Genomic DNA, 17,204 nt, shown 5'->3' with positions numbered 1-17,204 from the left:
CCAATGGCGACGTCAAAAGTCGAGCGGCTGGTAAATCTGGTCATCGCCCTGCTGTCCACCCGTGGCTACATCACCGCGGAGAAGATCAGGTCGAGCGTGGCGGGTTATTCGGATAGCGCCAGCGCCGAGGCGTTCTCGCGCATGTTCGAGCGGGACAAGAACGAGTTGCGCGACCTGGGCATCCCGCTCGAGGTCGGCCGCGCGTCGGCCTGGGATACCACCGAGGGCTACCGGATCAACCGGGACGCCTACTCGCTGGCGCCGGTCGACCTGACGCCCGACGAGGCGGCGGCGGTGGCTGTTGCAACGCAGCTGTGGGAGTCGCCCGAACTCATCACGGCGACCCAGGGCGCGCTGCTCAAACTGCGCGCGGCCGGCGTCGACGTCGATCCTGACGCGCCGGTCGCCATCGCATCGCCGGCCGGCGTGCCGGGCCTGCGTGGGTCGGAAGAAGTACTGGGAATCCTGTTGTCCGCCATCGACTCCCGGCAGGCCGTGCAGTTTCCGCACCGGCCGTCACGAGCCGAGCCGTACGCCACCCGCACTGTCGAGCCCTGGGGTGTGGTCACCGAGAAGGGCCGCTGGTACCTGGTGGGCCACGATCGCGACCGCGACGCCACCCGCACCTTCCGGCTCTCCCGGATCGGCCAGGACGTCACGCCGATCGGGCCGCCGGGCGCCGTCACCGTGCCGAAAGACGTTGACCTGCGCAAGATCGTTGCCCAAACCGTGACCGACGTTTCGGCGACGCCGACCGTCGGGCGGGCCCGGGTATGGGTGGCCGACGGACGGGCCACCGCGCTGCGGCGCGCCGGCAGGCCCGTCGACGCGCGGCAACTCGGCGGTCGCGACGGCGAGGTGATCGAACTCGAGCTCAGGTCCGCCGACCAACTGGCGCGCGACATCGCCGGCTACGGAGCCGACGCCCTGGTGCTCGAACCACAGTCGCTGCGCGACGACGTGCTGGCCCGGCTGCGCGCGCATGCGGGCGCGGATGCCGTCGGCGCGGGGCAGGCGGAGCGGCGCTCATGACGCCCGTGTCCACCCGGCTGGTCCGGCTGCTGAACATGGTGCCGTATTTCCAGGCCAATCCTCGGGTCACCCGGGCGAAGGCCGCCGCCGATCTCGGGGTATCGGCCAAGCAGCTGGAAGAGGACCTCAACCAGCTGTGGATGTGCGGTCTGCCCGGCTATTTCCCGGGCGACCTCATCGATTTCCAGTTCTCCGGGGACACCATCGAGGTCACCTTCTCCGCGGGGATCGACCGTCCGCTCAAGCTCACCTCGCCCGAGGCCACCGGGCTGCTGGTGGCGTTGCGGGCTTTGGCCGACATCCCCGGCGTCGTCGACCCCGAAGCGGCGCGCAGCGCCATCGCCAAGATCGAGCAGGCCGCGGGAGCTCTGGGACACGACGCCGCACCCGCCGCGTCGGCCGTCGAGCCCGCGGTGGTGGAGAACCGGGCGACGGCCGCGGTGCGCGCGGCCGTCCAGTCCCGGCACGCGTTGGCCATCGACTATTACTCCGCGTCCCACGACACCCTGACCAGCCGGGTCGTCGACCCCATCCGGGTGCTGCTGATCGGTGGCCACAGCTACCTGGAGGCCTGGTCACGCGAGGCGGAAGGCGTTCGGTTGTTCCGCTTCGACCGGATCGTGGACGCCAGCGAACTCGACGAGCCGGCCGCGCCACCCGAGCCGGCGCTCCACGCGCCGCCGGACACTTCGCTGTTCGACGGCGACCCGTCGCTGCCGTCGGCCACGCTGCGAGTTGCGCCCGCGGCGTCCTGGATGTTCGAGTACTACCCGATGCGCGACGTGCGGGAATTGCCGGACGGGTCGTGCGAGGCGGTGATGACCTATGCCTCCGAGGACTGGATGACGCGGCTGGTGCTGGGCTTCGGGCCCGACGTGCAGGTGCTGCAGCCCGCGTCCCTGGCGCGGCGGGTGCGGGACGCCGCGGCGGCCGCCGTGGCCTCCTACGATGCGCTGAGCTGACAAAAGGGCCGCCGACATGATCCGTCGCGTCGCGGCGCGGACCCACCGCGACATGGCGCTACTGCGGTAGCATCGGGTGAACGTCTGGAGGTAATCAAAGTGGGCAGTCTTAGTCCGTGGCACTGGGCGATCCTCGCGGTCGTGGTGATCTTGCTGTTCGGTGCCAAAAAGCTCCCCGATGCGGCGCGTTCGTTGGGTAAGTCGATGCGGATCTTCAAGTCGGAGCTCCGCGAAATGCAGACGGAGAACAAAGCGGAAACATCGGCCCTGGGAACCAACACTGGGACCCAAAGCGAGGCCCCCGCGGCGAACCCCACTCCCGTGCAGTCGCAGCGGGTCGACGCGCCGGCGCCCAGCGAGCAGGGGCACAGCCAAGCACGTCCGGCGTAGCCGCCGTCATCGTCGCGCTGCCCGAGCGCCACTGACCGAGCATCGTGAAAGTCTTCAAGGTTTCAGCGCGCACATCCGGCCTGCTCAGGCGCCTCAACCCGCGTAACCGGCGCAGCCGAACGAACCCGGATGCGACGATGTCGCTGGTCGACCATCTGACCGAGCTGCGCACCCGGCTGCTGATCTCCCTGGCCGCCATCCTGCTGACCACGATTTTCGGGTTCGTCTGGTACTCGCATTCGGTCTTCGGGCTGGAAAGCCTCGGCGAATGGTTACGTCATCCCTACTGCTCGCTGCCGCAGTCGGCGCGCGCGGAAATCAGCCCGGGCGGCCAATGCCGGCTGCTGGCCACCGCTCCGTTCGACCAGTTCATGCTGCGGCTGAAGGTCGGGCTGACGGCCGGGGTGGTGCTGGCCTGCCCGGTGTGGTTCTACCAGCTGTGGGCGTTCATCACGCCCGGCCTCTACCAGAAGGAACGCCGCTTCGCGGTCGCGTTCGTGATCCCCGCGGTGGTGCTCTTCGTGGTCGGCGCGGTGCTGGCCTACTTCGTACTGGCCAAGGCGCTGGGCTTCCTGCTGACCGTCGGCAGCGACGTCCAGGTGACCGCGCTGTCCGGCGACCGGTATTTCGGCTTCCTGATCAACCTGCTGGTGGTCTTCGGCGTCAGCTTCGAATTCCCGCTGCTCATCGTCATGCTCAACACCATCGGCGTGCTGCCCTACGACCGGCTCAAGGCGTGGCGGCGCGGCCTGATCTTCGCGATGTTCGCCTTCGCGGCGATCTTCACCCCCGGCTCCGACCCGTTCTCGATGACCGCGCTCGGGTTGGCGCTGTCGATCCTCTTGGAGTTCGCCATCCAGATCTCCCGGCTGCACGACAGACGGAAGGCCAAGCGTGAAGCACAGGCAGCGATTCCCGACGACGAAGCGTCGGTCATAGAGCCGCCCACCGCGATACCGGAGCCGTCGTTCACCGCCGGGCAACACGACGATGTCACCTGACCCGTCGCCGCCTCATGACGTAACGGAGCTCATGGAGCTCACCCGGTTCGCCGCCGAACTGCCCTTCGCGCTCGACGGCTTTCAGCATCGGGCGTGCGCGGCGCTCGAACGAGGCCACGGCGTGCTGGTCTGCGCGCCCACCGGCGCCGGCAAGACGGTGGTCGGAGAATTCGCCGTGCATCTGGCGCTGGCGTCTGGCGGCAAGTGTTTCTACACCACGCCGCTCAAGGCGCTGAGCAACCAGAAGCACACCGACCTCACGGCGCGCTACGGCCGCGACCGTATCGGCCTGCTTACCGGGGACATGTCGGTCAACGCCGATGCGCCCGTCGTAGTCATGACCACCGAAGTGCTGCGCAACATGCTCTACGCGGATTCACCTGCGCTACACGGGCTTTCGTATGTGGTGATGGACGAGGTGCATTTCCTCGCCGACCGGATGCGGGGACCGGTGTGGGAGGAGGTGATCCTGCATCTGCCCGACGAGGTGCGGTTGGTCAGCCTGTCGGCGACAGTGAGCAACGCCGAGGAATTCGGCGGCTGGATCCAGACCGTGCGCGGCGATACGACGGTCGTGGTCGACGAGCACCGGCCGGTGCCGCTCTGGCAACACGTGCTGGTGGGCAAGCGGCTGCTGGATCTGTTCGATTACGAGAACGAGAAACCCGCCGCGGATCGTCAGCCGCGCGTCAATCCCGAACTGCTGCGCCACATTGCGCACCGCCGCGAGGCCGACCGCATGACCGACTGGCAACCGCGCCGCCGCCAGCCGGGAAGGGGAGGTGCGGGACGGCCGTCGCGTCCCCGCTTCTACCGGACACCGGGGCGGCCGGACGTGATCGCCACGCTGGACTCCGAAGGGCTGCTGCCGGCGATCACGTTCGTGTTCTCCCGGGCCGGCTGTGACGCCGCCGTCCAGCAATGCCTGCGCTCGCCCCTGCAACTGACCACCCAGGAGGAGCGCGCGCAGATCGCGGAGGTGATCGACCACCGCTGCGGTGATCTCGCCGACGCCGACCTGTCCGTGCTCGGCTACTACGAGTGGCGCGAGGGGCTGTTGCGAGGCTTGGCGGCCCACCATGCGGGCATGCTGCCCGTCTTCCGGCACACGGTCGAAGAGCTGTTCACCGCCGGCCTGGTCAGGGCCGTGTTCGCCACCGAGACCCTGGCCCTGGGGATCAACATGCCCGCACGCACGGTGGTGCTCGAGCGGCTGGTGAAGTTCAACGGCGAACAGCACGTGGCGCTCACACCGGGGGAGTACACGCAGCTCACCGGCCGCGCCGGGCGGCGCGGCATCGACGTCGAGGGCCACGCGGTGGTGCTGTGGAATCCCACCGAGGAGACCACCGAGCCCGCCGCGGTGGCCGGGCTGGCCTCCACCCGCACCTTTCCGCTGCGCAGCTCGTTCGCCCCGTCCTACAACATGACGATCAACCTGGTTCAGCAGATGGGTCCCGAGCAGGCGCACCGGTTGCTGGAACAATCCTTCGCGCAGTATCAGGCCGACCGCTCGGTCGTCGGGCTGGTCCGCGGCATCGAGCGCGGCACCGCGATGCTCAACGAAATCGCCGCCGAGATGGGCGGACCTGAGGCGCCGATCCTGGAATACGCGCGGATGCGAGCACGCATCAGCGAGATGGAACGCGCGCAGTCCCGCGCGTCCCGGCTGCATCGACGGCAGGCGGCCAGCGACGCGCTGGCCGCACTGCGCCGCGGCGACATCATCAACATCACCCACGGCCGGCGCGGTGGGCTGGCCGTGGTGCTGGAATCCGCTCGCGACAGCTCCGACCCGCGACCGTTGGTGCTTACCGAAAACCGTTGGGCCGGAAGGATTTCTACCGCCGATTACCCGGGTGCGTCCGCACCCGTCGGTTCCATGCCGCTGCCCAAGCGGATCGAACACCGTCAGCCGCGGGTCCGGCGTGATCTGGCGTCGGCGCTGCGCTCGGCGGCCGCCGGGTTGACCATCCCGGCCCGGCACCGCGGCGGACGCGGGGACTCCGACGGCGCCTACGGAGCTTTCCATGATCCGGAGCTGGCGTCGCTGCGCGAACAGTTGCGCCGCCACCCGTCGCACAACACGCCCGGTGTGGAGACTCAGGTCCGGCAGGCCGAGCGCTACCTGCGGATCGAACGCGACAACGCCCAATTGGAGAAAAAGGTTGCGGCGGCCACCAATTCGCTGGCGCGGACCTTCGACCGGATCGTCGGGTTGCTCACCGAGCGCGGCTTCATCGAGGGCCGCGACGGTGATCCTCGCGTCACCGACGACGGCCGGCTGCTGGCACGCATCTACAGCGAAAGTGACCTGCTGGTCGCCGAATGCCTGCGCACCGGCGCGTGGTCGGGATTGCAGCCGGCCGAGCTGGCGGCGGTGGTCTCGTCGGTGCTGTACGAGACCCGCGGCGGTGAGGGGCCGGGGGCGGCCTTTGCCGCCGACGCGCCGACCCAACAGGTGCGGCAGGCACTGCAGCAGACGTCGAGGCTGTCGATGGCGTTGCGCGCCGATGAGCAAACGCACCGAATCGCCCCGAGCCGCGAACCCGATGACGGCTTCGTCAACGTCATCTATCGCTGGGCCAGAACCGGAGATCTGGCCGCGGCACTGGCGGCCGCCGACCCGGCCGGCACCGGATCCCCGCTGCTCGCCGGGGATTTCGTGCGTTGGTGCCGCCAGGCGCTCGACCTGCTGGACCAGGTCCGTACTGCCGCTCCGGACCCCGAGTTACGGGCCACCGCCAAGCGGGCTATCAATGACATTCGGCGCGGCGTCGTCGCAGTTGACGCCGGGTAGGCTGGGCCGGAGCTACCGTTAAGCGCCGATAGTCACGCCAAAACACCAGGGCTGAGGAGAAAGATGAGCGGACCGCAGGGATCGGACCAGCAGTGGCAACCGCCTGGTCAGGGTCAAGGTAGCGATCACTCGTCGGAGCCGACTCACGTGGCACCAAGCTGGAACGAGCAGTCGAACCAGGAGACGTCGTGGCAGGCTCCGGCCTACCCGCCGCCCGCCGACTACCCGCAATACCAGCAGCCGGCCGAACAGGCGTACCCGCAGCACTACCCCCAGCAGCAGCCGGGTTACGCGCAACCCGGACAGTACGGTCAGTACGCCCAGCCCGGGCAGTACGCCCAACCGGCGCAGTACGGTCAGTATCCGCAGCCGGGGCAGTATGGCCAGCCGGGCCAGTACCCGCCGCCCGGCCAGTACGGCCCGCCGGGTCAGTACCCGCAGCAGTACCCCGGCTATGAGCAACCCGCCAAAAAGCGGCCGGTCGGACTCATCGCCGGTGTGGGCGGTGCGATCGCGTTACTGCTCATCGCGGTGGTGCTGGTGCTCGGCTTCTGGCAGCCCGGGTTCTTCGTCACCACCAAGTTGGACGTCAACAAGGCACAGGCCGGGGTCCAGCAGGTCCTCAGCGACGAAACCAACGGCTACGGCGCGAAGAACGTGCAAAACGTCAAGTGCAACCACGGCCAGAACCCCACCGTTAAGAAGGGCGCCACCTTCGACTGCGACGTCAGCATCGACGGCGCGCCCAAGCACGTGACGGTGACGTTCCAGGACAACAAGGGCACCTACGAGGTCGGCCGGCCCCAGTAGTCAGTTCGGCAGCCCGTCGAGTGCCTTCTGCAGCCGGGCGATCGACGAGCCGACACCCAGCTCGGTCGCCAGTTTGGCGGTGCGTTGCGGATCGGCGGCGACCAGCGGTAGCTCGTCGTCGGCTGTGGAGAATGTGACCGGCGCGTCGGTGGCCACCCGCACCACCTGACCCGCCGCCTCGAGGTAATCAAGTGCCGCCAGCAGTTTCGTGCGCACGCCCTTGGCCATCTTCGACTTCGGGTCGTGGGCGGCGGCCAGGATTCGCTCCAGCGAGCCGTGTTGGGCCAGCAGCGTCGCGGCGGTCTTCTCGCCGACTCCCGGAACCCCGGGCAGGCCGTCGGACGGATCGCCGCGCAGCAGCGCCAGCTCGGCGTAGGCGGGGCCGGCCCTGTCCACCGGTACGCCATAGTGTTCGGCTACCTCGTCGGGCCCGAACAAGGTGGCCTTGCTCAGCCCGCGGCCGAGGTAGAGCACCCGAACCGGGACGGGATCGTCCGACACCACCTGCAGCAGGTCGCGGTCCCCGCTGACCACCACCACCGGATCCTTGCGTTCCCGGGCCGCCAGGGTGCCCAGCACATCGTCGGCCTCGAAACCTTCCGCCCCGGCGGTCGGAATGCCGAACGCGTCCAGAAGTTCGGCGATCATGTCGATCTGAGGCGTCAGGTCGTCCGGGACTGCCTCGATATCCGGTTCGTTCTGCGGCTCGCCCTCGCAAGCGGGAGGTGCCCCCGCCTCAGCCACCCGGTGGGCCTTGTAGGACGGGACGAGGTCCACCCGGAACTGCGGCCGCCAATCCAGGTCCAAGCAGACGGCCAGCCGGCGGGGCCGCTGCTGGGTGATCACCACAGCGACGGAGTCGATGAAACCGCGAACGGCGTTGACCGGACGGCCATCGGGCGCGGTGATCGAGGACGGCACCCCGTAATACGAGCGAAACCACATGCTGGCGCCGTCGAGCAATACCAGTGGCGATCGCAAGCGCGGCGGCGCCGCGCGCGGCGGGTCGCCACCAGTCGAGTCGCGTGGCGATCGCAAGCGCGGCGGCGCCGCGCGCGGCGGGTCGCCACCAGTCGAGTCCAGTGGCGAGCGCAAGCGCGGCATGCCGGTTATGGTCTCACGCCGCCGCGAGGCGACACGCAGCCGAGCATTAGCCTGGCTGCCATGCAGTCCCACCGCTTCGACGCAACAGTGTATGAACGCCGGCTGGCCGGGGCCGCCGGTGCGGCAGCCGACGCAGGCCTGGCTGGGCTGGTGATCACGCCGGGGTATGACCTGCGCTACCTCACCGGCTCGCGCGCGCAGACGTTGGAGCGCTTCACCGCGCTGGTCTTGCCCGCCTCGGGTGATCCGACGGTTGTGGTGCCGCGACTGGAGCTGGCCTCGCTCAAGGGGTCTGCCATCGCCGAATTGGGCCTGGCGGTGCGGGATTGGGTTGACGGTGACAATCCCTACGATCTGGTCGGCGCCGCGTTGGGCGGTGCCCCCGCCGCGACCGCCGTCACCGATGCCATGCCGGCGTTGCACCTGCTGCCCTTGGCCGGTGTGCTCGGCGTGCTGCCGGTCCTGGCCACCGACGTGTTGCGCACGCTGCGGATGGTCAAGGAGGAATGTGAAGTCGACGCGCTACGCAAAGCCGGTGCGGCTATCGACCGGGTGCACGCCCGGGTGCCGGAATTTTTGGTGCCGGGCCGCACCGAAGCCGACGTTGCCGCCGATATCGCGGATGCCATTGTGGCCGAAGGGCATTCGGAGGTGGCATTCATCATCGTCGGATCCGGGCCGCACGGCGCCGACCCGCACCACGGATATTCCGACCGCGAACTGCAGGCCGGCGACATCGTCGTCGTCGACATCGGCGGCTCCTATGAACCCGGCTACAACTCCGACTCCACCCGCACCTACAGCATCGGTGAACCGAATCCTGAAGTTGCTCAACAGTATTCTGTGTTGCAGCGCGCCCAGCGCGCGGCTTATGACGCGGTGCGTCCGGGGGTGACGGCCGAGCAGGTCGACGCCGCCGCCCGTGATGTGCTGGCCGCCGAAGGGCTCGCCGAATATTTCGTGCACCGGACCGGGCACGGCATCGGCTTGTCGGTGCACGAAGAGCCCTACATCGTCGCCGGAAACGACTTGCCGCTGGCCGAGGGCATGGCCTTTTCGATCGAGCCGGGCATCTATTTTCCGGGCCGGTGGGGAGCCCGCATCGAAGACATCGTCGTCGTGACCTCCGATGGGGCCCTGGCCGTCAACAACCGGCCGCACGAACTGATCGTGGTTCCGGTGGGCTGACCGAAGCGACGCCGGTCCGCGTAGGTTGGGCGTGATGTCAATTCTGGGTCTCTCGCTGCTTCCGCTTCGCATCGCACGTCACGTCGCCAACGCGGTTCTGCACTCCACCGCACCGGCACCGGCACCGGCACCCGCACCGCCCGCTGAGCTCGTCGTGGTCGACGGGATGCCGGAGGGCGTCCCGCCGGCCGCGCGGCGCCCCGAGCCCCGGCTTCCGGTGCCTGTGGGCTGGCCGTTCGGCGAGGAGTTCCCGCGGACGTGCGGCGCCGGACGAGTGGCCGGCGGTGCCCTGTTTTGGACCGACTTCCTCTACGACGACCATGGCGCCACAGGCATCCCGATCGGCGATCTGAAGATTCAGGCGCCGCCGCGCGGAACCTACGTCTATCCCGACGGGGCGGCGGCCGGCAACGGCGCCGACATCTTCCGCGTCGCCATCGGGCTCACCGAGACCCACACGTGGTGGCGGATCGACTGGAACACCCTGATGGACGCGTCGGTGCCCATCGCGCTGTTCACCTTTGACACCGATCCGGCGAGAACTGCGGCCGAGGAATGGCCTGCCGGAGCCGGCGTGCGCTCGAAGGGCATCGACACGGCGTTGCTGGTGTCCGGGCGCGGCGCCGCGCTGATCGACCTGACCACCCAGGCCAGAACTCCGGTCGAGCACAGCGTCGACACGCAGTCGCGGTCGTTCGTGGCGCAGGTCCCGCGGTCGCTGGCAGACCCCACGGGGAACTGGACGGTCCGCCTGGCCTCGGGGTTGGCCAACGCGGCGGGCGATGGGTTCGCCGACGTGTCTGCCCTGCACGGTGCGCTACCGGGGCAGGCCAACGTCTACAACGTGGCATTCCGCACCAACGAGCAGGAGCCGCCGCACCTCAACTTCTGGTCGGATGCCGCCCAGGCCGACGCCCTGACACATGGCGATGTCTCCGAGTTCGCCGTGACGGTGCCGTGGGCTCAGCTGGCGGCCCGCGAAACAGCGCCCGAGCCGGTGATCACCGGCCCGTCCACCCGCTGGTACGTGTCGTCGGTCGAACTCGGCCAGGGCCTGGAACAAGGTTGGGCCGCCAATGACATCTTGAGCACCAAGCCGCAATTCCTCGGTCGGGTGCAGCCGTATTCGATCTGCCTGCCGACGAGTTACGCGCCCGGTCGTGCGCTGCCGCTGACGTTGCTGCTGCACTCGCTGTCACTCGGGCAGAGCCAGTTCGCCGCGATCGACCCGCGCCTGTTGCACGAGGTATGCGAGGGCCGCGACTCGGTGGTGGTTACGCCGTTGGCCCGGGGACCGTCCACCTGGTACTTCGACACCGGCGAACTCGACGTCTGGGAAGTGTGGGCGCGAGTGGCCGAACAACTGGGCACCGACCCGAATCGCACCGTGATTGCCGGCTATTCGATGGGTGGCTATGCGACGTACAAGCTGGGGTTGAGCTACCCGCAGGTGTTCTCCCAAGCGGTGGTGCTGGCGGGCCCGCCGACGTGCGGTGTGCGGCTGCTGCCCCGCGTCGATATTCCGGCCGACCTTGACCTGGATTCGCCGTGTGCCCGGGAGGGTGACACCTGGAAGCTGCTGGTGAACGCCCGATGGCTGCCGTACGTCATCGCCCATGGGCTGCTTGATGAACTGGTGCCGTTCGCCTCGGCTGCCGAGCAGGTGCTGGAGCTGGACCGGCTGGGTTACCGGCACCGGTTCAGTGTCTACCCGCTCGAGGATCACATCGCCTGGGTGTTTCAGGACCAGTTCGAGGATCCGATCTCCCACATGGGAACCGCTCTGCGCCAAGCGGATCCGGGACACATCACGTTCGCCTGGTATCCGCAACTCGTGCGCGCCGACCTGGGTATCGGGCCGCACCAGGTGTGGTGGCTGTCGGAGCTGACCGCCGATCCAGAGGTGACCGCGCGGCGCGGGGCCGTCGCGGAAGTCGACGCGCGCTCGTACGCGCGGCCGGATCCCACGCACACCATTCGGCACCACCGCGGCGTCATTTCAACCTTCGAACCGACGCCCGGGCTTTACAGCGAGCTGGACTGGCAGGTGGGCGGCCCCGTCGCCCCGATGCCGTACCTGACGTTGCGTCTCACCGGGGTCGCCGGTCTGCGGGTCGATATCGCGCGTGCCGGGCTGGCCACGTTGCCGACGTCGACCATCACGGTGGCCACCGATGTCGCCGCCAAGATCACCCTCGGTGGCCTGCCCGCCAAGGTTGAGGTGCAGCTCGACGGGGAACCGGCCGGGCCGACCGTCGCGGTGTCGCCTGGGCGGCACCGCATCACGCTGTCGGCGACGTTGACGAATGAGTTGTCCTGCCAGGCGATCGCCGCTAGCTTGGCGAAGCGATCATTGGGTGAATAGCGGCGACGGGCGGACCTGAGCGAAAATTCCGCGCGTGGCTCCCTTGGTTGTCGATCCGGAGGCGATGTACGCCGCGGGCAGCGCCGTCGGAGCCGCCGGCGAAGGTCTAGCGGCGAGCCTGACAGTCTTGGCCGCTGGTTTCTCGGCGCACACCGGCCTGGATGCCGCCGGCGCCGTGTTTGGCTTGGCATATCAGGACGCGGCCGAGCAGCTCTTGAAGGCCGTGGCCGCGGGTATCAACGCGTGTCGGCAATGCGGGGCCATCATCCAGCAAGGCGCCGCGAACTACTCGAAGGCCGAGGCGGCCTCGACGCTGGGTGGTGGCGGCGGCGTCCTGCAGGCGCCACCCGAGCCGCACAAGACCAACCCTCCCGGGCCGCCTGGCACGTGGGGTAAAGGAGAACCACCGCCCTTGCTCTGGGCGGTAGTCGAGTCCTTCGTCGAAGATGTGTGGCCGGACGGCGACGTCGACGGATTGCATGCAGCCGCTCGGCGTTGGCGCGATTTCGGTGCGACGGCGAGCGGAATGAAAGGCGCGCTGAACGCCTCCAAGTCGCTGCTTGATGGGCAACATCTGCCCGAAGGCGACAAGATTGATGACGCTTTGTCGAAGATAGGCGATTGCCTAGCGCAGGTCGGCGATCTGTCCGGCAAGTTGGCGACGAACCTCGACGATTTCGCCAATCAGGTCAATCAAGCTCATAGCCATATTCGGGATCTGTTGAACCGGCTGGGGTCGCTGACAGATCTGGGCCATGACCTGATGCTGATCGTCAAGGGTGACGCGCTCGACGAGATCAAGAAGATTGCCGATGACATCAACGGCGTACTGCACGACTTGGGACGCGAAGCCCGTGCCGCTGAGCAGGGAATGAAAATCGGAATGCAGGTCATTGATGGCCTGGTCGTCAAATTCGAAAAGTACACGCGAAGTCAGCTCAAGGATTTCCTGGGGTACGCGGTAGGGAACCAGGTGGCTACCGTGTTCGACACGTGGCTCAACGCTAACGAAGGTGTCCTCAAAGGCGCTGTCGGCATGGCGACCAGCATGGGTGACCTTCTCCCAGTGTGGAGTGCGGTCGATCCCGAGGGTTATGCCGCGACCTGGACCGGGTTGGCCAAAAACGTTTGGAAAGGCAGCGTTTTCAACGCCCTGTTCAACCCCAAGGAGGCGGGGGAAACACAACTGCAGCAAATCAAATCCCTGTTGCACGTTGAAGATTGGAGGCACGATCGGCCGGGATTGGGATTTGGTGAAAACCTGTTCGACGTCAGCACCCTGTTTATACCGGGAGCCGGGGAGGCGGGCGCGGCGGCCGACGGTGTCGGGGCGGCCGCACGCGGCGCCGAGGCCGCCGGCGCGGCAGGACGTGCCGGACAGAGAGCGGCTGAAGGAATTGGCGAAATCGCCGGTGCTCGCGGCGCCTTGGCTGGGGTGTCCAAGACAGGCGCCGACCTGACCAAAAACCTTGAGGGAGTCACCAAGGACCTGCCGAAGATCGATGCGCCCGCCGGTGGCAGCCCGGTGGCGATGCCACCCGGCAAACCTATTGCGCCGCCGGTCGAATCGGCGCCGCGCTCGGCCGATAGCGCTCCGGGCGCACCAAACGGGTCGTCGCCTACGGCAACATCGCCGGGTTCGGCGGCCCCGGCCGATGATTCGCTGCCACCGGCCGACCGCCCGATTGGTGGTCCGCACGACCCTGGGCCCGTTCCAGCTGCGACGCCAGGTGGTTCTGGTGGTCTGCATGATCCGGCGCCTGCGCCGGCTGCTGGACCCGCGGGTCCGCCGGGCGACCCGGGCGGCTTCCATGACTCGGCCGCTGAACCCGCGCCTGCGACGGCACCGGTCGCGCCGGGCGCTCCTGCGGGCCCGCACGATCCGGTGTCCGTGCCGGCCGGTGGCCCGCACGAACCGACTGGGGTGCCCGCGGAGGCGCCGCATGAGCCGGTGTCCGTGCCGGCCGGTGGCGCCCGCGACCCAGTCGCCGAGCCGTCGGGTGGCCCGCACGCGCCGGCGTCGGCGCCGACCGCCGGATCGCGCCTTGCGTCTGTGCAGGCGAGCGACGGGTTGCCGTCGGCAACTCCGCATCTGATCGACCATTCGTCGGTGCCCGTGCCGCCAAGCGGACCTTCCGGTGAGGCGGCGGCTGTCGACGCTCGCCCACCGACGCCGTCTCCTTCAACTGCCGCGCCCCGTTTCGAGGTTCCAGGCGGGCGCCCGGCGGAATTGCCAACGCCGGGTGGCGGCGCACATGGTCTCGGCGACGGCGGTCCGCCGGGAGGGCACACGCCTGAAGCGCCACACGGCGGCGATCCCAACGGGCATGGCGATCGCGATGGGGAACCGCCGGAAGATCGGACAGACGGAAAAGATCCGGACGGGCACGACCCGTCGGGGGCTGGTCATGGCAGCTCGCCCGGCGGAGAGCGTCAGGATCCCGTCCATTCGCACGAGTCGTCCGGCGACGGATGGCATCGGTTGCCGGACGAGGAGCTCGACCCGCATTACGGCGAACCGCTTTCCGACCACTGGGATTTCACCGACAATCCGGTTGATCCTACGAAGCTCGACGGGGACGTTGCCAAGCTGATTCGTGATCCCGAAGCGCCATTCGGCCGTGATCCCGGAGGGCATCCCTACACCGCCGAGCAATACGCAGAACGTTTCAACAAGGTCGGGCCTGAAGGCGAATCTTGGTTCAACTTTCCGCTTAACGACGGTGCTGTACCGCGGACGAGAGTCGCCTACGCAGATTCTGCGTCATACCTGCGGGACTACGGGCCTCTGCTCGATCGGGTCGGCAAAACGAACGGGCAGTATTTAGCCGTTATGGAAGGGGGCCAACCCGCTTGGTGGGAGGAGCGTGCCCTCCACGTCAGTTCCCTTCGGGATCCGTATAACGCGTACAGCTTAGGGCAGCTGCCAGAGGATTGGAGTATTGAGGTGTCTCAAGTAGCGCCCGGAATGGGTCAGCCCGGCGGATCAATTCAAGTTCGCATACTCGACGATGCGGGCAATGCACGATCTGTCGACGACTTAACTAGGATAGGAGTACTGCGAAAGTGACGAGCGATGTAGACCTCAGCTCAGGGCTGCAAGCCTGGATCCGCCGGGCTGACTTGGACATGATTCAAGGCTCGCAGACGGACGACGGACGCACGATCATCTGGAATAAAGGTGGAGAGGTCCGTTACTTTATCAATTTGGTTGATGGTTGGTGCCTTGTGACATCTTCAGACCGTATGGGGCCCGAAAACTTCAACTTTGCCGGGGCGTCGATGCCCGTAACGGAGAAGTATCTTTATCAAGCTATCGGCGGTTCGGTCCGGCGCGATGATTTGCCGTCGATCAGAGTTCCTTTTGAACGTCACGAGCTACGCGCCGGATATACGATCGGCAAGCAACTTTTTGCAGGTCGCGAACGAAAAACCCTTATAAACGGGGCTGGGGATATATTAGCGATAGCGGCGATTGACCAGTTAATTACATTGTCGCATTGCTTGGATGCCCCTGTCGAAGCGATCAAATCTTCATTCGAAGCCGCGGATGGCAAACCTCTCTTTTCCGCTTGGAAAGACCTTGACGCTTGACTGCGCTAATGTTGTACCTCGAACCGGCTGAGGCCGTTGCGATCTTTTATATCACTTCTTTCGGTCGTGGCAGTGACAAGCGACGGGTTTATGGTGGCTAGAAAGATTGCGGGCAAGGTCTTTATGACAGCTGAAGAAGCAGGCGTTATTCAGCCGACGCAAGAGGAGTTGGCCCGCGCACGCGAGCTATTTGATGGCTTCCAGGAAAAGTAGATGCGGTCGCCGATGCCGATCGGCCCACGGAAGTATCGCCGAAATTTTGAGACGACATCTCGGGTACCGCGTATGACGCTCGAAGGAAAAGGACTGCGGCCCACTGACGACGGGCAGGCAGATGCTGTTTTCCGACCTATGTGAAGGAGCGGTGGATGGATTCTGCGACCATCAATGCCGCGATCGTCATAGCGCTAGGTGGTACCGCTATCCCTCACGTCGACATGCAGAAGATGCGAGAGGTATACGGGCCAACGCAAGCCGACTCGCTCGTACTGCGCGTTTTGGAACTGGTGGACGAGGCGGCGAGTATGCCAATCGAATGGGGCGACATGACGCTAGCCGAGGGCGTTAATGACATCCTGCAGCGCCTCCATGAGAAGCATCGTGACTTGTGCGAAGAAGCATTGCGCGAGATCGGCCGATGCGTCGGCTGGAACCTGCGTTAGCCGTCGAGCATTAGCGGTGAGCAGGCGCACCGAAACCGAACGGAGATCAGATCCGCGGGGAGAACTACTCGCCGCGGTCCAAAAGATCCGATGACCCGAGCACTCGCTCGATCTGAACCTCGATGACCACGCGCCGCGGGTTGGGTCGCGGCGTGCGATAGCGCTGCGCATACCGCAGCTCGGCGTCGCGCACCGCGTCGGCGTCGTTGTTGACCTTGGACCGCCCTTCCAGCGACAGCCACCGCGCGCCGTCGACCTGGCTGAGCACGGCCACCCCGCCACGGTCGGCGTTGACCGCCTTCTGCGAACCCCCGGTGGTGATCACCCGCGCGATATGCGTCTTGGGGTCGAAGGTGAAACCGACCGCCACTACGTGCGGTGAATTGTCGGCTCGCAGCGTGGTCAGCATGGCCAGATGCCGCTCCGACAGAAACGCCAGTGCGTCGTCGGTGAGCCGGGTAGTGGTATTCGCCATCACCGCCCACGCTAGCGCAGGTGATAATCGCAGCCGTGGACGACACGGGCGCAGGTCCAGTACTGATCCTGGGTGGCCGCAGCGAGATCGGGATCGAGCTGGCACGACTCCTCGCGCCGGGCGCGACGGTGGTGCTGGCCGCCCGCAATGCCGATCGGCTCGCTGACCAGGTCAACGCGCTCAAAGCCGCGGGCGCCACGGCGGTCGACACCAGGGAGTTCGACGCCGACGACCTGGCCTCGCACGGGCCGCTGGTCGCCTCGGTCATCGCCGATCACGGGCCGGTCGGCACCGCGGTGCTGGCGTTCGGAATCCTGGGCGATCAGGCCCGCGCTGAAACCGACGCCGCCCACGCGGTCACCGTCGTGCACACCGACTATCTCGCCCAGGTCAGCCTGCTCACGCACCTGGCCACCGCCATGCGCAAAGCCGGCAAAGGCCGACTGGTGGTGTTCTCCTCGATCGCGGGCGCCCGCGTGCGCCGCGCCAACTACGTCTACGGCTCCGCCAAGGCCGGCCTGGACGGCTTTGCCAGCGGCCTGGCCGACGCGCTGCACGGTACCGGGGTTCGGCTGCTGATCGCCCGGCCGGGATTCGTCATCGGGCGCATGACGGAAGGCATGACGCCCGCACCGCTGCCGAGCACCCCGGCGCAGGTGGCCGCCGCGACCGCGCGTGCGCTCGTAAAGGGCCGACGCACCGTGTGGATTCCGCGGGCGCTCGGGCCCGCAGCATTCGTCATGCGGATGCTGCCACAATTCGTCTGGCGCAGGATGCCGCGATGATCCGCGCTGGTGACGATGCAGAGCGAAGCGATGAGG

General features: G+C 67.3%; 14 protein-coding genes. 12 read left to right on the top strand and 2 right to left on the bottom strand.

Annotated features, from left to right (window positions below):
* Window positions 1–3: 3 nt before the first annotated feature.
* From ACIUM1_RS01185 to ACIUM1_RS01160, 6 genes are all read left to right on the top strand, one after another.
* On the top strand, window positions 4–1,032 hold the full coding sequence (locus ACIUM1_RS01185; RefSeq protein WP_406815496.1) for a helix-turn-helix transcriptional regulator: 1,029 nt from the start codon (window positions 4–6) through the stop codon (window positions 1,030–1,032).
* Window positions 1,029–1,994 (top strand): helix-turn-helix transcriptional regulator, encoded by a 966-nt coding sequence (locus tag ACIUM1_RS01180; RefSeq protein ID WP_406815495.1) that lies wholly within the window; start codon window positions 1,029–1,031, stop codon window positions 1,992–1,994. The genes ACIUM1_RS01185 and ACIUM1_RS01180 overlap by 4 nt, the downstream gene beginning before the upstream one ends.
* A gap of 99 nt (window positions 1,995–2,093) precedes the next feature.
* On the top strand, window positions 2,094–2,384 hold the full coding sequence (gene tatA / locus ACIUM1_RS01175; protein WP_406815494.1) for a Sec-independent protein translocase subunit TatA: 291 nt from the start codon (window positions 2,094–2,096) through the stop codon (window positions 2,382–2,384).
* Window positions 2,385–2,428: 44 nt separating this feature from the next.
* Window positions 2,429–3,385: a twin-arginine translocase subunit TatC gene (tatC, locus tag ACIUM1_RS01170; protein WP_406815493.1), complete on the top strand. Its 957-nt coding sequence runs from the start codon at window positions 2,429–2,431 to the stop codon at window positions 3,383–3,385.
* The gene (locus ACIUM1_RS01165) at window positions 3,375–6,185 is read left to right on the top strand and encodes a DEAD/DEAH box helicase (protein ID WP_406815492.1); all 2,811 of its coding nucleotides are present in this window, start codon (window positions 3,375–3,377) and stop codon (window positions 6,183–6,185) included. The genes tatC and ACIUM1_RS01165 overlap by 11 nt, the downstream gene beginning before the upstream one ends.
* Before the next feature lie 63 nt (window positions 6,186–6,248).
* Window positions 6,249–6,995 (top strand): DUF4333 domain-containing protein, encoded by a 747-nt coding sequence (locus ACIUM1_RS01160; RefSeq protein ID WP_406815491.1) that lies wholly within the window; start codon window positions 6,249–6,251, stop codon window positions 6,993–6,995.
* On the opposite strand, the gene ACIUM1_RS01155 is transcribed toward ACIUM1_RS01160, so the two are convergent.
* The gene (locus ACIUM1_RS01155) at window positions 6,996–7,976 is read right to left on the bottom strand and encodes a 5'-3' exonuclease H3TH domain-containing protein (protein ID WP_406815490.1); all 981 of its coding nucleotides are present in this window, start codon (window positions 7,974–7,976) and stop codon (window positions 6,996–6,998) included. It abuts the gene before it with no gap.
* Between the two features lie 183 nt (window positions 7,977–8,159).
* Between ACIUM1_RS01155 and ACIUM1_RS01150 the strand changes: the two genes are divergently transcribed.
* From ACIUM1_RS01150 to ACIUM1_RS01130, 5 genes are all read left to right on the top strand, one after another.
* On the top strand, window positions 8,160–9,287 hold the full coding sequence (locus ACIUM1_RS01150; protein WP_406815489.1) for a M24 family metallopeptidase: 1,128 nt from the start codon (window positions 8,160–8,162) through the stop codon (window positions 9,285–9,287).
* Window positions 9,288–9,321: 34 nt separating this feature from the next.
* Entirely contained in the window at window positions 9,322–11,652 is a 2,331-nt protein-coding gene (locus ACIUM1_RS01145; RefSeq protein WP_406815488.1) for an alpha/beta hydrolase-fold protein, read from the top strand.
* Window positions 11,653–11,779: 127 nt separating this feature from the next.
* Window positions 11,780–14,722 (top strand): glycohydrolase toxin TNT-related protein, encoded by a 2,943-nt coding sequence (locus ACIUM1_RS01140; RefSeq protein ID WP_406815487.1) that lies wholly within the window; start codon window positions 11,780–11,782, stop codon window positions 14,720–14,722.
* The gene (locus ACIUM1_RS01135; protein WP_406815486.1) at window positions 14,719–15,246 is read left to right on the top strand and encodes an Imm61 family immunity protein; all 528 of its coding nucleotides are present in this window, start codon (window positions 14,719–14,721) and stop codon (window positions 15,244–15,246) included. Before ACIUM1_RS01140 ends, ACIUM1_RS01135 begins: the two co-directional genes overlap by 4 nt.
* A gap of 368 nt (window positions 15,247–15,614) precedes the next feature.
* Window positions 15,615–15,908, top strand: coding sequence for a hypothetical protein (locus ACIUM1_RS01130; RefSeq protein ID WP_406815485.1), 294 nt, complete (start codon window positions 15,615–15,617; stop codon window positions 15,906–15,908).
* Between the two features lie 64 nt (window positions 15,909–15,972).
* Here the strand turns inward: ACIUM1_RS01130 and ACIUM1_RS01125 are convergent, their stop codons facing one another.
* Window positions 15,973–16,383, bottom strand: coding sequence for a F420-dependent biliverdin reductase (locus ACIUM1_RS01125; RefSeq protein WP_406815484.1), 411 nt, complete (start codon window positions 16,381–16,383; stop codon window positions 15,973–15,975).
* 35 nt (window positions 16,384–16,418) lie between these two features.
* Between ACIUM1_RS01125 and ACIUM1_RS01120 the strand changes: the two genes are divergently transcribed.
* Window positions 16,419–17,168 (top strand): SDR family NAD(P)-dependent oxidoreductase, encoded by a 750-nt coding sequence (locus tag ACIUM1_RS01120; RefSeq protein WP_406815483.1) that lies wholly within the window; start codon window positions 16,419–16,421, stop codon window positions 17,166–17,168.
* Window positions 17,169–17,204 lie beyond the last annotated feature (36 nt).

Origin of the sequence: Mycobacterium sp. M23085, from assembly GCF_045343915.1 — a bacterium.
Lineage (GTDB): Bacteria > Actinomycetota > Actinomycetes > Mycobacteriales > Mycobacteriaceae > Mycobacterium.
The sequence above is the reverse complement of the archived record's forward strand: the minus strand, read 5'-3'. Positions and strand labels throughout refer to the sequence as shown.

What these genes read in the sequence shown, in the direction of transcription:
- ACIUM1_RS01185 (WP_406815496.1), top strand. Translation starts at nt 4, where the DNA reads ATGGCGACGTCAAAAGTCGAGCGGCTGGTAAATCTGGTCATCGCCCTG.
- ACIUM1_RS01180 (WP_406815495.1), top strand. Translation starts at nt 1,029, where the DNA reads ATGACGCCCGTGTCCACCCGGCTGGTCCGGCTGCTGAACATGGTGCCG.
- ACIUM1_RS01165 (WP_406815492.1), top strand. Translation starts at nt 3,375, where the DNA reads ATGTCACCTGACCCGTCGCCGCCTCATGACGTAACGGAGCTCATGGAG.
- ACIUM1_RS01160 (WP_406815491.1), top strand. Translation starts at nt 6,249, where the DNA reads ATGAGCGGACCGCAGGGATCGGACCAGCAGTGGCAACCGCCTGGTCAG.
- ACIUM1_RS01150 (WP_406815489.1), top strand. Translation starts at nt 8,160, where the DNA reads ATGCAGTCCCACCGCTTCGACGCAACAGTGTATGAACGCCGGCTGGCC.
- ACIUM1_RS01145 (WP_406815488.1), top strand. Translation starts at nt 9,322, where the DNA reads ATGTCAATTCTGGGTCTCTCGCTGCTTCCGCTTCGCATCGCACGTCAC.
- ACIUM1_RS01130 (WP_406815485.1), top strand. Translation starts at nt 15,615, where the DNA reads ATGGATTCTGCGACCATCAATGCCGCGATCGTCATAGCGCTAGGTGGT.
- ACIUM1_RS01125 (WP_406815484.1), bottom strand. Translation starts at nt 16,383, where the DNA reads ATGGCGAATACCACTACCCGGCTCACCGACGACGCACTGGCGTTTCTG.